Source organism: Andreprevotia lacus DSM 23236 (assembly GCF_900176275.1).
Classification (GTDB): Bacteria; Pseudomonadota; Gammaproteobacteria; order Burkholderiales; family Chitinibacteraceae; genus Andreprevotia; species Andreprevotia lacus.
Map to the genome: position 1 here is coordinate 1 of NZ_FWXD01000004.1, position 18,334 is coordinate 18,334.

At 62.9% G+C, this 18,334-nt stretch carries 19 protein-coding genes; 9 read left to right on the forward strand and 10 right to left on the reverse strand.

Annotated features, from left to right (window positions below):
- The coding region (locus tag B9A19_RS22920; protein WP_139798643.1) for a transposase at positions 1 to 189 on the forward strand (189 nt) is incomplete at its 5' end.
- A gap of 504 nt (positions 190 to 693) precedes the next feature.
- Here the strand turns inward: B9A19_RS22920 and B9A19_RS04130 are convergent.
- The 5 genes from B9A19_RS04130 to B9A19_RS04150 form a co-directional block, all read right to left on the reverse strand.
- Positions 694 to 1,170 (reverse strand): polymorphic toxin-type HINT domain-containing protein, encoded by a 477-nt coding sequence (locus B9A19_RS04130; protein WP_084089288.1) that lies wholly within the window; start codon positions 1,168 to 1,170, stop codon positions 694 to 696.
- 148 nt (positions 1,171 to 1,318) lie between these two features.
- Entirely contained in the window at positions 1,319 to 1,747 is a 429-nt protein-coding gene (locus B9A19_RS04135) for a hypothetical protein (RefSeq protein ID WP_084089289.1), read from the reverse strand.
- A gap of 68 nt (positions 1,748 to 1,815) precedes the next feature.
- The gene (locus tag B9A19_RS04140; RefSeq protein WP_084089290.1) at positions 1,816 to 2,223 is read right to left on the reverse strand and encodes a DUF2251 domain-containing protein; all 408 of its coding nucleotides are present in this window, start codon (positions 2,221 to 2,223) and stop codon (positions 1,816 to 1,818) included.
- Positions 2,224 to 2,345: 122 nt separating this feature from the next.
- Positions 2,346 to 2,726, reverse strand: a complete 381-nt coding sequence (locus tag B9A19_RS04145) for a hypothetical protein (RefSeq protein ID WP_084089291.1) — start codon at positions 2,724 to 2,726, stop codon at positions 2,346 to 2,348.
- Positions 2,726 to 3,706: a hypothetical protein gene (locus B9A19_RS04150; protein WP_084089292.1), complete on the reverse strand. Its 981-nt coding sequence runs from the start codon at positions 3,704 to 3,706 to the stop codon at positions 2,726 to 2,728. The genes B9A19_RS04145 and B9A19_RS04150 overlap by 1 nt, the downstream gene beginning before the upstream one ends.
- Before the next feature lie 244 nt (positions 3,707 to 3,950).
- Here B9A19_RS04150 and B9A19_RS04155 point away from each other — a divergent pair, with 244 nt between their 5' ends.
- Positions 3,951 to 6,266: a BACON domain-containing protein gene (locus tag B9A19_RS04155; protein WP_084089293.1), complete on the forward strand. Its 2,316-nt coding sequence runs from the start codon at positions 3,951 to 3,953 to the stop codon at positions 6,264 to 6,266.
- A gap of 61 nt (positions 6,267 to 6,327) precedes the next feature.
- Here the strand turns inward: B9A19_RS04155 and B9A19_RS04160 are convergent, their stop codons facing one another.
- Positions 6,328 to 6,762: a hypothetical protein gene (locus tag B9A19_RS04160; protein WP_084089294.1), complete on the reverse strand. Its 435-nt coding sequence runs from the start codon at positions 6,760 to 6,762 to the stop codon at positions 6,328 to 6,330.
- Between the two features lie 251 nt (positions 6,763 to 7,013).
- Positions 7,014 to 7,430 carry a T6SS amidase immunity protein Tai4 family protein gene (locus tag B9A19_RS22440; protein ID WP_176216760.1) on the reverse strand — a complete coding sequence of 139 codons (417 nt, stop codon included), beginning with the start codon at positions 7,428 to 7,430 and terminating at the stop codon, positions 7,014 to 7,016.
- Positions 7,431 to 7,681: 251 nt separating this feature from the next.
- Here B9A19_RS22440 and B9A19_RS04170 point away from each other — a divergent pair, with 251 nt between their 5' ends.
- The 5 genes from B9A19_RS04170 to B9A19_RS04190 all read left to right on the forward strand — a co-directional run bounded on the left by B9A19_RS04170 (position 7,682) and on the right by B9A19_RS04190 (position 14,227).
- Positions 7,682 to 7,948 carry a hypothetical protein gene (locus B9A19_RS04170; RefSeq protein WP_176216761.1) on the forward strand — a complete coding sequence of 89 codons (267 nt, stop codon included), beginning with the start codon at positions 7,682 to 7,684 and terminating at the stop codon, positions 7,946 to 7,948.
- A 49-nt stretch (positions 7,949 to 7,997) separates the two neighbouring features.
- Positions 7,998 to 8,591, forward strand: coding sequence for a hypothetical protein (locus B9A19_RS04175; RefSeq protein WP_084089297.1), 594 nt, complete (start codon positions 7,998 to 8,000; stop codon positions 8,589 to 8,591).
- Positions 8,592 to 8,725: 134 nt separating this feature from the next.
- Entirely contained in the window at positions 8,726 to 9,430 is a 705-nt protein-coding gene (locus B9A19_RS04180; RefSeq protein ID WP_084089298.1) for a hypothetical protein, read from the forward strand.
- 50 nt (positions 9,431 to 9,480) lie between these two features.
- Entirely contained in the window at positions 9,481 to 9,903 is a 423-nt protein-coding gene (locus tag B9A19_RS04185) for a hypothetical protein (RefSeq protein ID WP_084089299.1), read from the forward strand.
- 685 nt (positions 9,904 to 10,588) lie between these two features.
- Positions 10,589 to 14,227 (forward strand): carboxypeptidase-like regulatory domain-containing protein, encoded by a 3,639-nt coding sequence (locus B9A19_RS04190; RefSeq protein ID WP_084089300.1) that lies wholly within the window; start codon positions 10,589 to 10,591, stop codon positions 14,225 to 14,227.
- Positions 14,228 to 14,401: 174 nt separating this feature from the next.
- Here B9A19_RS04190 and B9A19_RS04195 read toward each other — a convergent pair whose 3' ends face one another.
- On the reverse strand, positions 14,402 to 15,814 hold the full coding sequence (locus B9A19_RS04195; RefSeq protein ID WP_084089561.1) for an MFS transporter: 1,413 nt from the start codon (positions 15,812 to 15,814) through the stop codon (positions 14,402 to 14,404).
- A gap of 125 nt (positions 15,815 to 15,939) precedes the next feature.
- Between B9A19_RS04195 and B9A19_RS04200 the strand changes: the two genes are divergently transcribed.
- Together B9A19_RS04200 and B9A19_RS04205 are read left to right on the forward strand one after the other, a co-directional pair.
- Positions 15,940 to 16,839: a LysR family transcriptional regulator gene (locus B9A19_RS04200; protein WP_084089301.1), complete on the forward strand. Its 900-nt coding sequence runs from the start codon at positions 15,940 to 15,942 to the stop codon at positions 16,837 to 16,839.
- Positions 16,840 to 16,911: 72 nt separating this feature from the next.
- Positions 16,912 to 17,409, forward strand: a complete 498-nt coding sequence (locus B9A19_RS04205; protein ID WP_084089302.1) for a hypothetical protein — start codon at positions 16,912 to 16,914, stop codon at positions 17,407 to 17,409.
- Between the two features lie 105 nt (positions 17,410 to 17,514).
- Here B9A19_RS04205 and B9A19_RS21980 read toward each other — a convergent pair whose 3' ends face one another.
- Positions 17,515 to 17,865 carry a hypothetical protein gene (locus B9A19_RS21980; protein ID WP_139798645.1) on the reverse strand — a complete coding sequence of 117 codons (351 nt, stop codon included), beginning with the start codon at positions 17,863 to 17,865 and terminating at the stop codon, positions 17,515 to 17,517.
- Positions 17,866 to 18,085: 220 nt separating this feature from the next.
- Positions 18,086 to 18,325 carry a hypothetical protein gene (locus tag B9A19_RS04210; protein WP_139798646.1) on the reverse strand — a complete coding sequence of 80 codons (240 nt, stop codon included), beginning with the start codon at positions 18,323 to 18,325 and terminating at the stop codon, positions 18,086 to 18,088.
- Between the last annotated feature and the right edge of the window lie 9 nt (positions 18,326 to 18,334).

An 18,334-nucleotide genomic window follows, 5' to 3' on the forward strand; every position in this document is an offset into this window, starting at 1 on the left:
AAGGGGTATGCCCTGAGTTTGCGCCGTCGGAAGATGATCGAAGAGGCGTTTGGTTGGATCAAGACGGTGGGTGGCTTGCGCAAAACGCGACACAAGGGGCTGGAGAAGCTCTCCGGGCAGGCCTTGTTCACCTTTGCGGCCTACAACCTGACACGGTTGCTGAATCTGATGCGGCCAGCGGTGGCATAGGGATCAGTCCGTCTGCCAGTTGGCCGTTGCAGAGGGAGGGGGTGAAATACCCGGCAAGATTGGCCTTGGCGTGCTTCCGGCGCCGAAAAAAATAAGGGGAAGAACATAATTCGCAGGAAGTGGGGAGTTTCTCACCAGCCTGCTAGTCCCCCTGTCGCCTTTTTGGGTAGCAATGATCATGCGCCGCATATGGCGATTTCCGTCGCTTGACCTGCCTGAGTGTAAGATATTTTAGGGTCAGGTCTCAATACTGTTTGGTTAGATGGTTTTTTCATGGGAAGTTAGCCGATGATGAGCCTTTTGATCAGCATTTTTGGCCTAACCAAACAGTGTTGTGCCAAGTCTTTTATTTTGCGTAAGTCGAGCAGCACGGAAATAAAAAACCTGCCCCAATACTGTTTGATTTAGATGGTTTGGTTCAAAAAAACCGGCTACTGACGATCATTTGGATCCGCATGTTTGGCCTAACCAAACAGTATTGAAACCTGTCCCCGATTTCCTTCCTCAATCAATACTGCAAGCATGCACCCACACGCCATGCGTGCCGACGTAGAAGGTGTGCAGGCTCTCCAGCGCGAGGTTGTAGGCGATGCCGCGCTGCGCTTCCGGGTAGTTTCTCCCTACCATCAGATTGCCGAAGTAGTAGTTTTCCAGTGTGCTGGTGGCGCGCAAGCGTTCGGTTTTTACCCAGCCAGTGCCGGCGAGGTAGATGGGCTGGTTGGCGGTGACGAAGATTTCATCGCGTTGGTTGCTGGCCAGGTGATCGACCAGCAGCCGGGAAAAGGGCCTGTCGTGGGTCTGGCATACTTCGGCCACCCTGGCGAAGGTGTATTCGCTTTCTTCCCGTTTGTGGCCGGGCGGGGTCTGGTTGTCGGGGAAGGACAGCACCCAGTCGCCGACAGTGACGGTCTCGATGGGTTTAAGGCCTTCTTTGGTGCGAATCAGCGTGCCTGTTGCAAAGCCAAAATCCGGGTTGCTCATGGTTGTTTTCTCTTGCCGGTTGTTGCAGACGTTAAATGGCAGGTACTGCTAATCGGGAGTCCAAGGGCGGACCTTGTATTTTGCAAGCATCTAGTGGAGAGGAAGATGCAAAAAACAAGATTTGCCCCTAATTTGATGCCCATTCCTGTTATTTGGGCTTGTCCCTTCTCATCACCTGTAAAACCACGTGGCCTTGTTCCGTCTTGATGGCGAAGAAGCAGCCTTGATGGCCTTCGGCGCTTGAAACCTCGATGCGGTGTGCTGAGCCGGTGAACTCATCGGTCAGCATGCGCAGTCTATCCATGATGATCACCACCATGTTATGGCGTGCCAGATCGAATGCGTGATGATTCCGTGTCGCGCCAAAGGGGGTTTTCAGGAAAAACCCATTCAGTGCATCGGATAAGGTCTTGCTCCAGCGGCCCTCCATCGGGCTGCATCGTTCATACAGAAAATAGCCTTCCTCATCGCGTGCCCGCAGGCTTGCCAATATGTCTTGCTCATCCAGCTGGTCGAGGAAGGCCGAGGCCAGAACGGCTCCCCATGCTGCGCCATCAATAGCGGCCATTGCGCTCATGTAGCCACTCAATCCGGCTACGATCCAGCGTGCATCGTTTTCAGTCAAAACCTGCCCCGGGCTTTTGTTCACGCAAACAGGTCGGTAGCGGCTTCGTCCCAGTCGTGCGGGTGGCGGCCCCACGGGCTGTCGGCGTCGGGCGGGGGGAAGCCGCTGCGGCAGTAGCCGCGCTGGGCGGCAAAGTCGAACACGGCGTGCGGGTAGCCGTTGATGAGCAGCACGGCCTTGCTGTGACAGGTGGACCAGCCGATTTTCACTTCAGACGGCAGGTTGCGGTCGCTGACGTTGGCGACGTTGTAGATGTGCAGCGCGTCTTCGATCGGGCCGTCGTTGCGGCTGGTGTCGAGGGCGTAGAAGTAACCGGTTTCGGCATCGTCTTCAAACACGGCGGAATAGGGGCCGGCCGGGGCGGGGGCTTCCACCACGGTGGGTTCGCCCACTTGCAGGGTTTCGACGGCGGTGACGTGGATGGGCATGGCAATCCTGGCGCGTTGGCGTTGTGCCCATGGTATACGCGCTGGCTGGCTTACGCAGTGCTGAATTTGGTCAGGCGAGGGGGTGTTGCGCAAATGTCTTCGCCGAGGTGCTTCCGGTTGGGTTACTCGACCAGCGCGGCAGCCTGGCGGCGCACTTCCTGCCACACCAGCAGCAGCGGCAGGCCGAACAGCAGCAGGGTGCTGCCCAGCCAGAGGGCGGCAATGGCGTATTGGCCCTGCCAAGCGTAGAGTAGGCCAATGGCTTGCAGCAACAGCAGGCCGAGTGGTTTGCGTTCGCTCAGCATGAAGGCACCCTTGGCCCCCAGCAGCAAGCTGGTGCAGTAGCAGGCCGGGTTGACGATGGCGGACGGTGGTGAATTCCTGAACAGGATCTCGGGCGGCACCAGCGCAAAGTCGAATGCGCCGATTACGCCAACCCCGACCAGCAGCCAGGCGCAGCAATCAGACAGGCAGAACAGCAGGTGGATGGGCCGGCGCTGCATCAGCCGGCCGCCGGGATGGGGAACTGCAGCGCCAGCGCGCAGGCGTAGAAGGCGAGGGTGGCGTGGCAAAGCAGGCTGTGCCCATTGACGCGACGGGTTTCGGGGGCGATGGCGTACAGCGCCAGCCCGGCCAGGGCAGTCAGCAGCAGGGCGCTAGGCCAGCAGGCGAGCAGGGCTTGGCTGTTGGCATGTTGCAGCTTTGGGCGGGCTGCAGCCATGGCGGTGACCCACAGCGGCAGGCTGAGGTCATGGTAAATCCAGTCGCCACCGCGCTGGTCGGTGCCGATGCGGAAGTCGTTTGCGCCGCGCCAGCGCAACAGCAGTACCAGCGGCAGCAAGGGCAACGCCACCAGGGCCAGCACGCGCTGCAGGCCAGGCAGGGGCAGGTACTGCAAGAAGAACATCAGCAGGCCCGTCAGCGATAGCAGGCCGGCCAGCAGGCGGGTGGCAAACCAGCGATGTTGCTGGCGGCGCTCGGCCGGGGTGGCCCAGGCTTCGTCCCATGGCTCCAGCGGCGGCGGGGTATCGAGCAGGTGGCGCTCGCCGGTGGTCAGGTCGGGCAGTGGTGCCAGCCAGTGGCGCAGGCCGTCGTCCACTGGCCAGGGCCAGCGGATGTTGCGTACCCAGTCGTGCGCGCGGTACTGCAGTTGCAGCATGGTGCCGCCATAGCCGTCCTGCTGCAGCCGGTAGCCGCGCAAGTCGTCACGCCGTATGCGACGGCGGCGCCAGGCGCACTGCAGGTCGAGTGTGTGTTCATCCAGCACGATCTGCCCCAGCAGCGATTCGATCCATAGCATGCCGCCGCCGAGCAGCGCTGTGATCAATAGCGCGCGCGGGTCGCGCAGCAGGGCGCCTTCGTCGGCCAGATACCACATGAGCCATGCCCATAGCAGCGCCAGCGGCGGCAACGCCAGCCAGCGCGTCAGCCGGGCAGAGGGCGAGGCATAGCGCAGCGGGTAGGGTGAGGGCGGGGTGTGCATGTATTGCACTTTAGCGCTCGTGTTCGTGCTTGTGCCACTGGTAGTGGGGCGGGGTGTTGTTTGGCGCGCCAAGGCGGCTGCGTCCGCTCAGCGGTTGGGGTGTGAGTGTGTTCTCTGTACATCACGGTAAAGCGTTACAGCATGCTTTTGACATTTTTACACCGGTATACTGACGCACTGCCATACGGTTGCTAGCAGATTGCTGATTTTTAATTGCATTTTTCCTCATTTTGGAGGCATTTACATGCAAAACTGTTTTCAATTGTCTGCACGCGCTGGTGTGGCAGGCATGTTGCTGGCTGGCCTGCTGGCGGCGAGTGGCGCGCAGGCGGCGGTGAGCACGGGCACGATGAGCGTGCCGCGCATGTTCGGTCAGGCGAACAAGATGGCCGATGGCCGGGTGATGCTGACCGGGGGCGAGGCGCAGCCGGGTACGCCGGTGTACAACAGCGTGGATATGTATGACCCGAACATGGGCATCTTCGTGCCATTCACCCCCATGCTGCAGGCGCGCGCCGAGCACGGCGCGGTGACCCTGGCCGATGGCCGCGTGCTGGTGGTGGGGGGCTCGATTGCCAACAACCCGGCGCTGGTGGGCACGGCCAGTGCGGAAATCTTCGACATGGCCACCGGCCAGTGGACGGCGACGGGCAGCATGAATGCGCCGCGCTGGCGCGTGCTGGCGCGGTTGTTGCCGGATGGCCGGGTATTCGTGATTGCCAAGGATGGCACTGGCGAGCCGGCCTTTGCCGAGGTGTATGACCCGCAGACCGGCACTTTTACCAAGACCGGCAATATGTTGACGCTGTCGGGCTGGCATGGCCTGGTGGTGCTGGCCGATGGCCGGGTGCTGAAGCTGGGTGGCTATGGCGATACCGGTGGCGGCGTGTATGGCTATCTGAACAAGGCCGAGGTGTGGAGCCCGGTCACCAATCAGTGGACGGCCACCGGCAACCTGATCGAGGCGCGGCAGGAGGTCAAACCGGTGCTGCTGGCCGATGGCCGCGTGCTGGTGGCGGGCGGGCGCAACCAGTCGTCGCTGGCCAGTGCGGAAATCTATGACCCGGCCACCGGCACCTTCTCGGCTGCGCCGGCCATGCCGGCGGCAATCAGCCCGGTGGATTATGCGGTGGGGCTGCCCGGCGGCGATGTGCTGTTGTCCGGCACGTTTTATAACGGCCTGATACGTTACAACGCGCAGGCGGGCAACTGGAGCGTGGCCGGCCCCAAGCGCCTGAAATCGCGCGAAGGCACGGCGACGGTGCTGAATGACGGCACCCTGCTGCTGGCCGGTGGCACCGAGCAGAATGCGGCGTCGAACTATGCCGAGCTGTTCGAACCGGCCTGCCAGACGCAAAGCCTGGAAGCCATCCCCGGCGTGATCAATCTGCCCAGCGATGGCGGCAGCGCCAGCCTGACGTTGAGCGGCGCCGCCGGTTGCCACTTTGAAGTGGCGGGCACCTGGCCTGGCTGGCTGCAAGCCGGCGCGCCCAACCCGCAGCAGGTGCCGCCCAGCGGCTATGCGGCAGTCGGCTTTGCCACCACCAGCGGCAACAACTCGCTGACCCCGCGCAGCGCCACTTTCTATGTGGGCAACAACCTGGTGACGGTGACGCAGGCGGCCTCGACCTCCTGCACCAGCCAGCCCACGCTGTCGGGCACGTTCTCTTACGCTGCAACGGCCAGCAGCGGCACGCTGAACGTGAACGCCAGCGCGGCCTGCCCGTGGACGCTGACCGGCATGCCGGCGTGGTTCACGCTCAGCAGCGCGAGCGGCACTGGCAGTGCGGCGGTGAACTACAACGTGGCGGTCAATACCGGCGCGGCACGCACTGGCGGCATCGCCGTGGTTGCACAGGGTGTCAGCAACAGCTACACCCTCACCCAGAGCGCACCGGCCAGTTGCCCGACTGCCCCGGTACTCAGCCCGACCAATGTCAGCCTGGCTGCGGCCGGTGGCAGTACCACCATCAGCGTGAGCGCGGCAGCCACCTGCACCTGGACAGCCAGCGTGCCGAGCTGGGCCGCCATCACCTCGGCCAGCAGCGGCACCGGCAATGGCAGCTTCACCTTCAGCGTGCCGGCCAACACCACCACCAGCACACGCAGCGGCAGCGGCAGCGTGCAGGGGCCGGGCGTGGCGTCGACCTTCAACGTCAACCAGGCGGCCAGCGGCAGCGGCTGCACCACGCCTGCTGCGCAGCCGATCAACAGCGGCGTGCCGGTGAATGGCAATCTGCTGGCCAACGCCTGCAGCTATGGCCTGCGCGGCAGCGGTTATTACACCGACCGCTACAGCTTTAACGCCACGCCGGGCAACAAGGTGACGATCACGCTCAATTCATCGGCGTTTGACACCTATGTGTTCCTGCTCGACCCGAGCGGCAAGCAGCTCACCTTCAACGATGACAGCGGCGGCAGCACCAACTCGCGCATTCCGGCCAACAGCGGCACCTTTACGCTGCCGGCCGGCGCAGCGGGCAGCTACAGCATCCAGGTGACCAGCTATTCCACCGGCAAGACCGGTGCATACAGCCTGAACCTGAGCGTGACCCCGTAAGCACGGCCACGCAGCAGCACAACCCCGGCAACCGCAAGGTGCCGGGGTTTTTTGTTGCCGGCTACCAGTCGCGGCTGCATTGCCAGCTGCTGTGCAGGGTGTAGCTGCAGTCATTCAAGCCCGGGCCGCTATAGTCGAAGGCCAGGTTGAATTGCTGGCCATCGGCGGCGGACGTATAACGGAGCCCGACGCCGGCTGGCATCTGCGGCAGGCGGGCCAGACTGCCCGGCACCAGTTGCGCCAGCGTAGCGGGGTAGCGGCCGTGTTGCTGGCGGTATTGCGCCAACGCCTGCGGCACGCCTGCCAGCACGTGCAGCGCTTGCGTAGCGACCGGGCCTTCGCCGGGCTCATCCAGCCACGGTTTGTTGGGGTTGCCCAGCCAGTCGGCGCACCAGCTCGCACCCAGCAGTAACGCCAGCAAGGCGGGGGCGATCAAGCAGCGCTGCCAGTAGCTGCTGCGTTGCCAGCGCAGCTGGATGTGTTGCGCGATGTTCAATGCGGTCTCCCGGTCTGTTGCCGTGATGATGCCATCATCGCCTGTTATGTACCCGCTACCGTCATCTGCGGGTGAGCCGGCATCCTGCACCCGGCACAGCCGGGCGCGCACGGGTTTGTGAGGGTGAAACCACGGCGCTTTCTGATTGATTTCATCCCCCCGCCCTCGCCGCCGCGAGGGGGCCTCGCTGCGCTCGTCAGTGGCAGGCGGCAGGGCTTTGAAAATCAAGCGTTTAAATGCATGGCAGGCGCTTAGCGCCGGAGCCGGCGCGGCGGGTAGACCAGCCGGTGCACCAGCCGGGCCAGCGCCTTGCTGTGGTAGTAGTCGATGCACTGGTTGACGGTGAAATCGCCCGGGATGGAGCCACTGGCCTGGACGCTGAGTGCGCGGGCGGTTTCGCGGCGCAGGCGGGCGTAGGCCTCCAGCCCCTGGTTGCCATAGTCCAGAAAGGCCCACATGGCGTGGCCGGCTTCTGCCTGCAGGTGCGGGTCGGTGGTGATCCGGCCGATGCAATGTGCCAGCGCGTAGTTCTTCAGCAGCTCGGTCTGGCTGTAGCGGTCGGTCAGCGGCATGCCGTAGTCGCGCTCGGCGCTGGCGCTGGCGGCGTGGGCCAGCGCGGGCAGCAGCAAGAGCGCGGCAAGCAGGCTGCCGGGTGGGGTGAGCTTCATGATGGCTTCCTGTGGTGTGGTGCCGCGCAGTGGCGGGGCTGGCGCATGCCTGGCTGCGTCGCACCGGCTTGAGTGCTGGCACCGGCAGGCCGGGATGCGCCACATCTTTCGGCATGCTGCCTGTTTTTGCAGCCTCGCTGATTTTCTGTTGTGATTTTCCTTGCTGATTTGTAATATTAATGTTGCATGCTGTGAAAGAATATTTTGTGGCCGGCTGCATTCATGTGGCCATTTCAGGTGCGGGCAGTGGCATGAAGCGTGTGTACAAGCTCTATTGGGTGGTCTGTGCCGTGTTTGGCGCATTGATCGTGCTGGCCTTGCTGGGCAGCGTGTATGGCTATACCCCGTATGCCTTGCCGCTGGTGATTTACCTGTCGGCGCTGGGGGCGGGGGCGCTGGCTGCTGTCGGCATGCTGCTGGTCATCATCCAGCAGGTAGAGCGCCGCGCCGCGCGCGAGGCCCCGCCGCAATACATACCACCGCCGCGCAATGCCCGCGAGGCGCCGCCGCGCCGCTGAGCTGTGGCCCGGCGCCTGCCCGGCCATCTTCCCTTGATGATGGAGTGCTATGGAACCCGTTGGTATCTTTGCCCACGTGCGGCTGTCGCCGCAGGCGTTTGACCGTTTTCGCGCCGAGCACGGCGCCGCGTTGATCGACGATGTGCGCTATATCGCCGCCAACCAGCGCAGTTATCCCGATGACGTGATCTCGCCCGACGGTTATTACCACAACAAGGGCAACGCGCTGGTGGTGCAGTACGATGCCACGGCACAGCGGCTGTTCTATCTCTATCTGCTGGAGTTGCGCAGTCTGGAGGCGATGTTGCAGGTGCCATCGCTGGCGGTGCTGCAGCGCATCAGCGCCTACAAGGACCTGCCGGGCGAGGATTACGCGGTGTTCTCGGCCAGCATGCCCAATCTGCTGTACGACGCCCGCTGGGCCGCCTACGCCATCACCTCGGCTGGCTGGCAGCCACAAGACCCGGCCACGGTGCCCGACGCTGCGATGCAGGCACTGTGGGACGATGCCATGCGCCATTTCTTCGACGTGTGCGACCGCTATTACGCCGAAGTGGGCGAGGGCGACTGGCCGAACGCGCGCCTCTTCCTCGATCCCAGCCTGCGCGCGCAGCTGGCTGAGGCGGGCGAGGTGGTGGCGTAGCGGGTGATGTGGGCGTCGGCAGACATTCGCTGCTGCCGCTACTCACTGCCTGCGATGCTGCCGGCGTTGCGCCCCTCATATCCATACCGTTGCGCCGGGCTGTGCCGGCGGTGCTTGTTCAAGCAAGGCGATTCATGAGTTCACCCGCTTCATCATGGTTAAGCGCCTGGGGCATCTGGGCGCTGCTGGCGTTCTTCGGCATCTTGTGGGGCTTGCAAGCCAACCCTTGGGCATTCGCCGGCATGGTGTTCTATGCCGTGCTGGGTGGGCTGGTGCTGTTGTTGGCCACGGTCATTGGCGCCATGCTGCCCTCGACCCAGCCGGCCCAACCTTCTGCCGACGATGCGGCGCCAGATCAAGCCGGGCACGAGCAGGCTGCATCAGCCGTGCAGGACTCGCCGGCCAGCTTGAACAATGCCCCACCCGGGGTGCCGTTGGTGGTCTTGCAAGTGGCGGCGGCTGCGCCGGTGGCACCGCCTGTGCCGTTGCCGGGCTGGCTGCGCGGCCTGCTGATTGGCGGCAGCATGACGGGCGCGCTGTTCCTCGCGCTGGTGGGCGTGGCAGTGGTGGTGACCAATCAACGCAGCGAGCTGTTGTTCTGCAGCCTGTTTGCGCTGGCCGGCTTGCCCGGTTGCACCATCGGCGGCTATCAGGCGGCGCCCGATGCGAAGGCGAACGGGCTACTGCTGCACCTGGCCGTGGCTGCCGTCTGGTTGCTGGCGGCGTATATTGCCATCATGTTTCGCCAGCCCTTCATGCTGGCTGGCTTGCTCAGTGCGACGGGCTTTCCGCTCGGTGGCGCGCTGGCCCGGCGGCGCAGCACGGCGGCAGCGGCCTGACGTGGCCGCTGCGGCGTGCAGCGTTATCCCCCATGACCACGAGGCAAAGCATGACCCAAACCCGACTGCAGCTGGACCACGCCGCCGCCTTGGCGACGTTCGATGATTTCCTGTGCATCATGGATGACCAGCTTGAGGCACTGGAAGACGAGGCGGAGGTGCTGGGCATCACGCTGACGCGCAGCATGGATGGCCTGCCGCAGCTGGAGCAGCTGGCGCTGCAATTGCTGGCGCAGCACGGTCGGGAGGCCATCGGGGCATTGAGTGTGTATCTGGGCCGCTATCTGGGCGAGATTACCTGTATTTGCCATGGCGGGCGCTGGGTGTTGCCGCTGGACGACCCGCGTGACATTCATTTCAACCAGCCGGTCATCAATGGCCTGTGCCCGGTGCCGGATGTGCATCTGGCACCCATCAATCTGGTGCGTGCCTTCTTGCCGCGCAATGCCCGCGAGGCGCCGCCGCGCCGCTGAGTGAGGGACTACCGGCGCGCTCAGGCGCTTGGTAGCAAAGATTCAGCGCTGCTACTACGCAGCATGCCTGTCACCGCGCCCAGTGCCTGAGTAAATTGTCGGCATTGTCTGCAGGCAATCCAATTCCCCGCACCCGCACCCGCACCCGCACCCGCACCCGCACCCGCACCCGCCCCTGCATCTTCAGGCATTTCATTCCCGCCGTTTGTCGGCTTGCGCTGCAAGCACGCCCCCCTTGCCCGTGGCTGGCCGGCGCACGGAGGGCTTTTGCTGTCTGGCCGGAATGGGTGGTGTGAATGCCAGCGGCATGGCGTGCGCATTTGTTTTTAAAAACAATTACAATTTAAGTAATTAATATAAAAATTAACATTGTTTTAACTTAAATTATAAGAAAGTTTTTGTGGTGCCGTGCATGGTGCGTGGGCTATCGTATTTGGCACGGCCATGCGTTGGCAGCACACATCGTGCAGCAACTGCTTCGATTTGCATGTGAGAGATGCTGCTGGCCATGTGATGCCAGGTGCTGATGGCCATTTTTCGATAGGCAGCTTGCGGGCTGGCTGAACGGCTTGGGGCTTGGTCGTGTATCCGGTTTGTCAGTTTCTGCGCCATCGTCGCAGCCATGTCGCCATGGGGTGGCAAAGGCGTTGGCCGGCGTGGTGAACATATCTTGAGGAGAATCAAAATGGCCAAGTTGATCGGGCGGATCGCGCTCGAACCGCAGTCGGTGCGCCCGGGTGAATCGGTACGCGTAGAAGTCTTCGATGTGCATGATCAAAGCTACGATGGCACCAAATTCGAAGTCACCATCAATGGCGTAGCAGGGGCAGTGCATTTCCTGCAGTTTGCCAGCCCCGGCAAACGCCGTTTGAGCGTGCAGGTGCGCAGCAGCAGTGGCGAGGCAGAGCGCCAGACCGTGGATCTGCCGGTGGCAGGCGATCCACTGCAATTTGTCGCCGGACGCAATCGCAAGGATGTGGCGATGCTCGGCGTGACGCAGTCGGCCAGCGATGCTTATGTGGCGACGCTGACTCTGGGCGCGCTGGTGGATCCGCGTGCTACGCCGACCCTGGGCACGCCGCCCAAGGCATCCGCATTGCCGGCAGTGGCATTTGATCCGCACGGTGCGGTGGGGCAGTTGATTCAGCGTGGTGCGCTGGCCCAGGCGATGGCAGCCAACCCGCAGACCTTGCTGCGCAGCGAGAGCCAGCGGCTGGTGAATACGCTGCAGGAGCGCAGCGTGGCGTCGCTGGTGTCGCGCAGCAATCTGGCCCGCGTTGCCGCGCTAAGCAGCGGCCCGCTGGCGACCCGTGCCGCGGCAGGCAATATCGGCATCGTGCCGCCGCAGCGGCGCAAACCGGCGCGCCAGGCCGTCAGCGCGGTTTACGATCTGTCGCAGGTGGACATGAGCCGCTTCTTTGCCGCTGCCAGCACGACGCCGATGGCGTTCGAGTGGGATTTCGGTGACGGCACCAAGGCCACTACCCGCACGCCGGTGGTGCAGCATGATTATTTCGATGCCATCGATCATGCACGCGGCCAGAGCCAGTTCCACATTACCTGCACTGCCAGGCATAGCGGGGTGACGGTGCGCCGCACGCTCAATCTGCATTCGGCTTATGCCATCTGCAAGCGCGCCGGCAGCGTGGTGCCGCATGTGAATGCCGACCTGTTTGCCTACAAGCGCTACAACCAGCTCAGCGCCAGCTTTACCGTGCACAACGTCGAAGACCAGCCGCTGGTGCTTGATCGGGTATCGATCACTGCGATCAGCGAAGATGGCGATGCCATCAATCTGCCCAATCCGTTTGTTGCACTCGGTCAGAAAATCACCGTGGGTGCGCGTGCTTCCACGCTGATCAACGTCAACGTGCCGTTTGTGACCGGCACGCCGCAGAACGGCCAGCTACGCTACGACATTACCGGCTTCACCGTGCTGTATGCCGGCACGACGGGCAGCACACCGGTGCGCTGCAGCGCGGTGTTCGACGTGCCGGTGGCGCAATGGAGCAAGAAGCCCGAAGCACCGCCCAAGCCCAATGTGCCCGCCAACGAGACCCATGTCTGGCCCTGGCAGCTGGTAGAAGACCAGCTTGCAACGCTGACAGCCCCGGGCATCAATGTGATCCACAAGGGCGATGTCACGCTGGACCAGAACACCGGCACCATCGCGGTTGCGCTGGGGGCTACGCGCAATCTGCAAGGCCGTGCCGCCGCCCGCGTCCGTGCCGATCAAGTGCTGTCGGCCGTGTACGCACCGGCCGACAGCCAGCGCCTGGCCGTGCGCCCCGAGCGTGCCGCCGTGGTGGCGCGCAGCGCCACCGTCTCGAATATCGCTGCCAACACCAATGCGCTGAATCTTGCCAGCAACACGCTGCATGTATCTGCCAGCGGCCTGCAGCTGCAGCCGCTGGATTTCAACGGTGGCACGCTGCACACGCTCAAGGGGCCGCCGCTGCCGGGTTTTGTTGGCGAAGGGCAGGTGTGCGAAGCGGACAACCTGACCGAGCAGCAACTGGCGCAGGCGGATCAACTGCAGCTGGTATGCCAGCTGACCGATGAGCAGGAAGACGTGCTGATGCCGGCGCGCTGGATGAACGCACGCAAGGGCGATTGCATCCTGTCGCCGGGCGGCGACGGCATCATCGGCGGGCTGATGCTCAACGTGAAGCCGGCGCAGTGGTATAGCCACTCGGGCATCATGACGCGCAACTACGATGAGATCACCCACAGCACCGGCAGCCAGCAACGGCTGATGGATCATCTGATCGGGATTTCGCCGGGGTCGGACGGCTTTGACCCGCACGTGCTCAAGTATGTGTGGCCAGGCGCGGTGACGCAGACGGTGCAGGCATCCATCGAGGGCGAACCGTTTCCTGACCCGGAATTCGCCGCTACTTACTCGATCTCGTCGTTTGGCCCGCATGCGGTAGGGGTGACGCACAACGACCAGTTCACCATGATTCCGCCGCTGGTGCTCAAGCCCGATCCCAGCCAGGAAACCCCGGCCGTGCGCACCGCGCTGCACGCCATTGCCGGTGATGCCAAGGCCGATGCCGGCCGCCCGGGCGTGAAGCCCAAGTTCCACTATCGCTGGTTCTGCTACACCGACCCGACCCTGGGCCAGGGCGCAGCGGAAGGCCCGGCAGCCGGCTGGGCGGCCGGTACACGACCGTCGGTGTGCTCGTCGTATATCTGGTTGCATGCCAAGGGCCGCTCGGCACATCTGGAAACCTCGCAAGCACTGGTGACGCCGACCGATCTGGAGCCGGCCGACGTTAGCAGCGGCGCCGACGTGCAGCCCACCACCAAGGACGGCCTGTATCTGTATACCGCGCAGGAACGCAGCGATGCCGCGCAATGGCTGTACGACAACATCTACAACCAGGCGTACGAGAAGGCCGGCTGGTTCGGCAACCTGCTGACCGACAGCGCTGACGATCTGGCCAACCAGTTCCTCAACTGCTTTGCCAACGACAATGCCGACGGCAAGGACAGCGACGCATGGAAGAACGTGGTGGCGGCCAATGCCGTATCGCCCGACAACATGCTGTGGTGGGACAGCCCGGCCAAGGGCGGGCTGTATGGCTATGCCGAACCGGCGCTGTACCGCGAACCGCGCGTGGAGAGCTTTACCGTCAGCCGCTGGAAGAAGGTGCTCAAGCGCGGCAATATCCACGGCAAGGTATTCGGCCCGAATGGCCCGGCCGCCGCAGTGCAGGTGCAGGTGTACGAGGGCAAGACGGTATTCACCGGCAACGATGGCAGCTACACGCTCAAGGATGTGCCGCTGGGCCACTATCAGCTCAGCGCCAGCAAGCAGATCGATGGCATGCTCTACGCCGTGCAATCGGGCATCAATCTGCAGACGGCAGAGCTGGCGGTGGACCTGCACCTGCAGCCGCCGGCAGACCGCTTCCGCATTGCCCAGGTGTTCATCGACTTTTGGGGGCGTGACGAAGAGACCTTTGGCTCGGACGAAATCAAGGACCCGGGCCCGGAATACTTCGAGCTGGAGCTGGGGCCGGACAAGGTGATCAACAGCACCACGCGCACTTATCACTGGGGTGGCGAGGTGCGCGTCGAGTACACCATCACCGTGCGTTTGCTGGTGAACAACACCATCGATACCCAGGTGCAGGGCTTGCTGTTCGAGGGCACCAGCGAGGACACGCACGATCTGGACGGCCAGGGCAGCCTGAGCTTCCAGACTGGCGTCAACCAGACCTCGGGCGCCACGCTGACCATCACCAATACCGATGAAGATGCGGGCGATGCCGGCGTGCTGAGCTTGTCGGTGAAGAATGTGCGCAATACCAACTAAGCGCCGCTAACCAAAACCCTGCTGGCGGCGTTGTGCTCACTGGCCGTACGAATTGTACTGTCTGCGTTTCGCGCGCCTTGCCAGCACCGTTACACCGGGTTTTATTAGCGGCTCGATGCGGTGTGGCAGCGTTTGCTGCCGGTCGCTGCAAGGCCCGCCGCTGGCGGGCCTTTCTCATGCAGCCGGCGCCTGCGCCGGTGTTGCGGCCCGCCGCCATCCCCCCTGCGCCACCAGCAGCGCAATCAGCAACAAACCACTGCCAACCGCAAAGGTGCCGTGCAGGCCGGCCGCGATGCTGGCGGCGGGGGCGGTAACCGGGTTGGGGCTGCCGGTAGTGTGGGCGAACAGCGCGCCCATGCAGGCGGCGCCGGTGATCAGGCCGAGGTTGCGGGCGAGGTTGAGCAGGCCGGACAGCACACCGCGCTGGCTGGCGGCGGCGTCGGCCATTACAGCGGTGTTGTTGGCGGCCTGGAAGGCTTGATAGCCGGGGGTGAGCACGACAATGGCGGCCAGATAGCCGGCCACGCCCCAGGTGGCTGCTTGCAGCGCCAGCAGCAGTGTGCCGGCCAGCATCAGCAGCAGGCCGCTGCGCATCACCACGGCGCTGCCCAGCCGGTCGACCACCTTGCCGGCCAGCAGGCCGGTGAGTACCGACAGCAGCGGGCCGGCGGCCATTACCGCGCCGACCTGCGCTGGCGGCAGGCCCAGCGCGCCGGCCAGATAGAAGGGGCCGACCACCAGCGTGGCCATCATCACCGTCATCACCAGCGCGCTGAGCAGCAGCGCAGCGCGCAGCGGTGGCTGGCGCAGCGTGGCCAGCGGCAGCAGCGGGGCGCTGGTGCGGCGCTCGACTTGCCACAGCAGCAGCCCGCCCAGCGCGGCAGCCAGCAGCAGCGCGCCGTTGCGCGCATCCAGCCGGCCGTGGCCCAAGGTCATGGCCAGCGCATAGGCGGCGAGGGTGGCGGCCAGCAGCAGGGTGCCGGGCCAGCCCAGCCGGGTGGGGCTGCGTGTGGCGTCGGCCGGCAGGGTGCGCCAGGCCAGCAGCGCGGCCAGTGCGGCCAGTGGCACGTTCACCCAGAACAGCGCGCGCCAGCCCAGCGCGGCCAGCAGCACGCCGCCCAGCGCCGGCCCCAGCGCGGTGCCGATGGCCGACATGGTGGCCAGCAGCCCCATGGCGCTGCCGGTGCGCGCCTTGGGCACGGCCTCGCCCACCATGGCCATGCTCAAGGTGAGCATTACCGCCGCGCCCAGCCCCTGCAGCGCGCGGGCGGCCAACAGCCAGGGCAATTGCGGCGCGGCGCCGCACAGCAGCGAGGCCAGGCCGAACACGCCGCAGCCGGCCAGCAGCAGCCGGCGCCGGCCCAGCAGATCGCCCAGCCGGCCGGCGCTGACCACCGCCAAGGTCATGGCCAGCAAATAGGCCAGCACCACCCACTGCACCGACTGGAAATCGGCATGGAAGGCAGTCGCCAGCGCCGGCAGGCCGATATTGGCAATGCTGGTGCCCAGCGAGGCAGGCAGCACCGCCAGCGCCAGCGCAGCCAGTGCGGCGCGGCCCGTAGCGGGGCGAGGGGAGGTGGGCAGCATGATGGACTCCGGGCAGGCATGAACAATGCCCCCAGCGTAGGCCTGCGTCACATTGGGCGGAAGGTGCAGCATTTGCAGTTTATTCGTGCGTTTGACGCCATGTATCGAATCTGCCAAGGTAAACCATGAGCAAACCCGACCTCAATCTGCTGCTGACGCTGGACGTGCTGCTGGCCGAAGGCAATGTCGCCCGCGCCGCGCAGCGGCTGCAACTCAGCCCCTCGGCCATGAGCCGCGCACTGGCGCGGCTGCGCGCCACCACCGGTGACCCGTTATTGGTGCGCGCCGGCCGTGGCCTGGTGCCCACGCCGCGCGCACTGGCGCTGCGCGAGCAAGTAAGCCAGCTGCTGCACGATGCGCAGGTGGTGCTCAGCCCGGCCGATGCGCTCGATCTGGCGCATTTGCAGCAGGTGTTCACCCTGCGCGTGCGCGATGGCTTCGTCGAAAACTACGGCGCGGCGCTGCTGGCCCACATCGCGCAGCAGGCGCCGCGCGTGCGGCTGCGCTTTATTGCCAAGCCGGACAAGGACAGCACGCCGCTGCGCGATGGCAGCGTCGATCTGGAGCTGGGCGTGCCCGGCGACAGCATGGGGCCGGAGGTGCGCGTGCAAGGCTTGTTCCGCGATCGCTTTGTCGGCGTGGTGCGGCCGGGCCACCCGCTGTGCAGCGACGACATCACCCCCGCGCGCTATGCCGCCTGCGGCCACGTGTATATCTCGCGCCGCGCACAAACCCGTGGCGCCATCGACGACACGCTGGATACGCTGGGCCTGCAGCGCGATATCGTCACCATCGTCAGCGATTTCTCGGCCGCGCTGGCGCTGGTGCGCGCCACCGACCTGATCGCCACCGTGCCCGAGCACTACACCAGCGCACTGCGCCGTGGCCTGCACACCTTTACGCTACCGCCACAGCTGGCCACCCCGCCGTTCAGCATCGCCATGTGCTGGCACCCCCGCCTGGACGCCGACCCGGCGCAACGCTGGCTGCGCGGGTGTGTGCGGGCTGTGTGCGGGCGGGAATGAATCAGTATTATCGGTTTGACGATGACGGCACTGCCCCGTAAAACGGGGATGGATCAATCTGGATAGCAACCCATGGCACAAAAAAGTGTGTTCTCGAAGTTTATTGATGAGTTCAAGAAGCACGCCAAACTGTACTACCCCTTTGTTCAGCCTTTAAAAGTAGCTGTCGATCCTTCTTTGCCCAAAAACGCATCGTTCTATTTGGGTATATCCCCTGTTTTCGGGCGACACGTCATTTTGAATTTCCATCACGCGCAGCAACCGTGGCGTTTCGGGATGTTTACGATCTTTGCCCACATCTCCGATGAATATAATGTGGCGAAAAGCTTTGACACCTTTGAAGAGGAGTACGAGCAATTTCTGGAAGGTATGTATGATTTGCCGAATGTAGCATTGGGCAAGGAAAAATACTGGTTGCTAAAGGAATTGCCGGATGAAAAGGAAGATCGTCTTACTGAATTATGGTGCGCTGAAAATTACGAAAACGAAGCCGTGGTTCTCGAAGAGGCAGTGAAAGACGTGAGTACTTTGCTTGAGCGCACCCTGTTTTTGAAGGGCGGATTTACTTGAATCGAACCTGATAGCATCAATCCTCCCTGAGGGGCGGGATTGACAGGGTAAATTTGCACTGTCGTGTGTACGCCTATTTGGTAATTCTGGCTCAGGTATTGAGTATTATATTGGCACGATTTCTATCGAAGGCTCGCGGCTTGACAGGATATTTATGCAACTGTTCTGGCTGGCAATAAAGAATTCTGAAACACCTGTTTTTTTGTCAAGCAAAAATCCAGCGCGCGATGACTCAAGATCAAGCCAGCCATGTTCGAATATTTGAAATAGCCAGCCATTATGGGCCGAGCAAGTGGGCCAAAATTCAAGCAGGTTGCCTTCATCCAATACTCTAAAGCCTGCAACATCTTTAAATTTGGCAATGACCACCTTTCTGTCTCCGCCTGATATCAGTGTTACAAGCAGCTCGCCCCACTCGAGGCGTACATGGCTTATATCTGCCGGTGATTGAAACATGTATTGATTTTCTAATGGCGTGGCGATGGCATGTGGAATGGAATTTTCTCTAAAATCCAAATTTGCAAGTAACGGATTACAAGGGCTATGCTAGCGATTTGAAATTAAAGGTTTCACCGACGTCGTAATTCAATACGGCTTCGGAGATGTCCGACATTACCCATTCGCAAGGGGAATCAGGGTGACGGTTTAGCTTGCCGAAAATTGTTGAGAGAATTACTTAGTAGTAAAATGACCCAGCCCGTGGGTAGATATTTTCTGTCAAATAATGCAGTAGCGGTTCACTATCAATTTCAATTCCATTTTTTAGTGAATACAATCTCCCCTCGGTGGGCGCGTTTTTCGGTATGAGGTACATGCCGTCAAATTCGACCTCGATAATAAGAACGCCTTCTATAACGACCATCGAACCGCTTGATGCGCAAATTCCAGTATTGGCATCGAGTACAATTTTTTTCATCTATACACT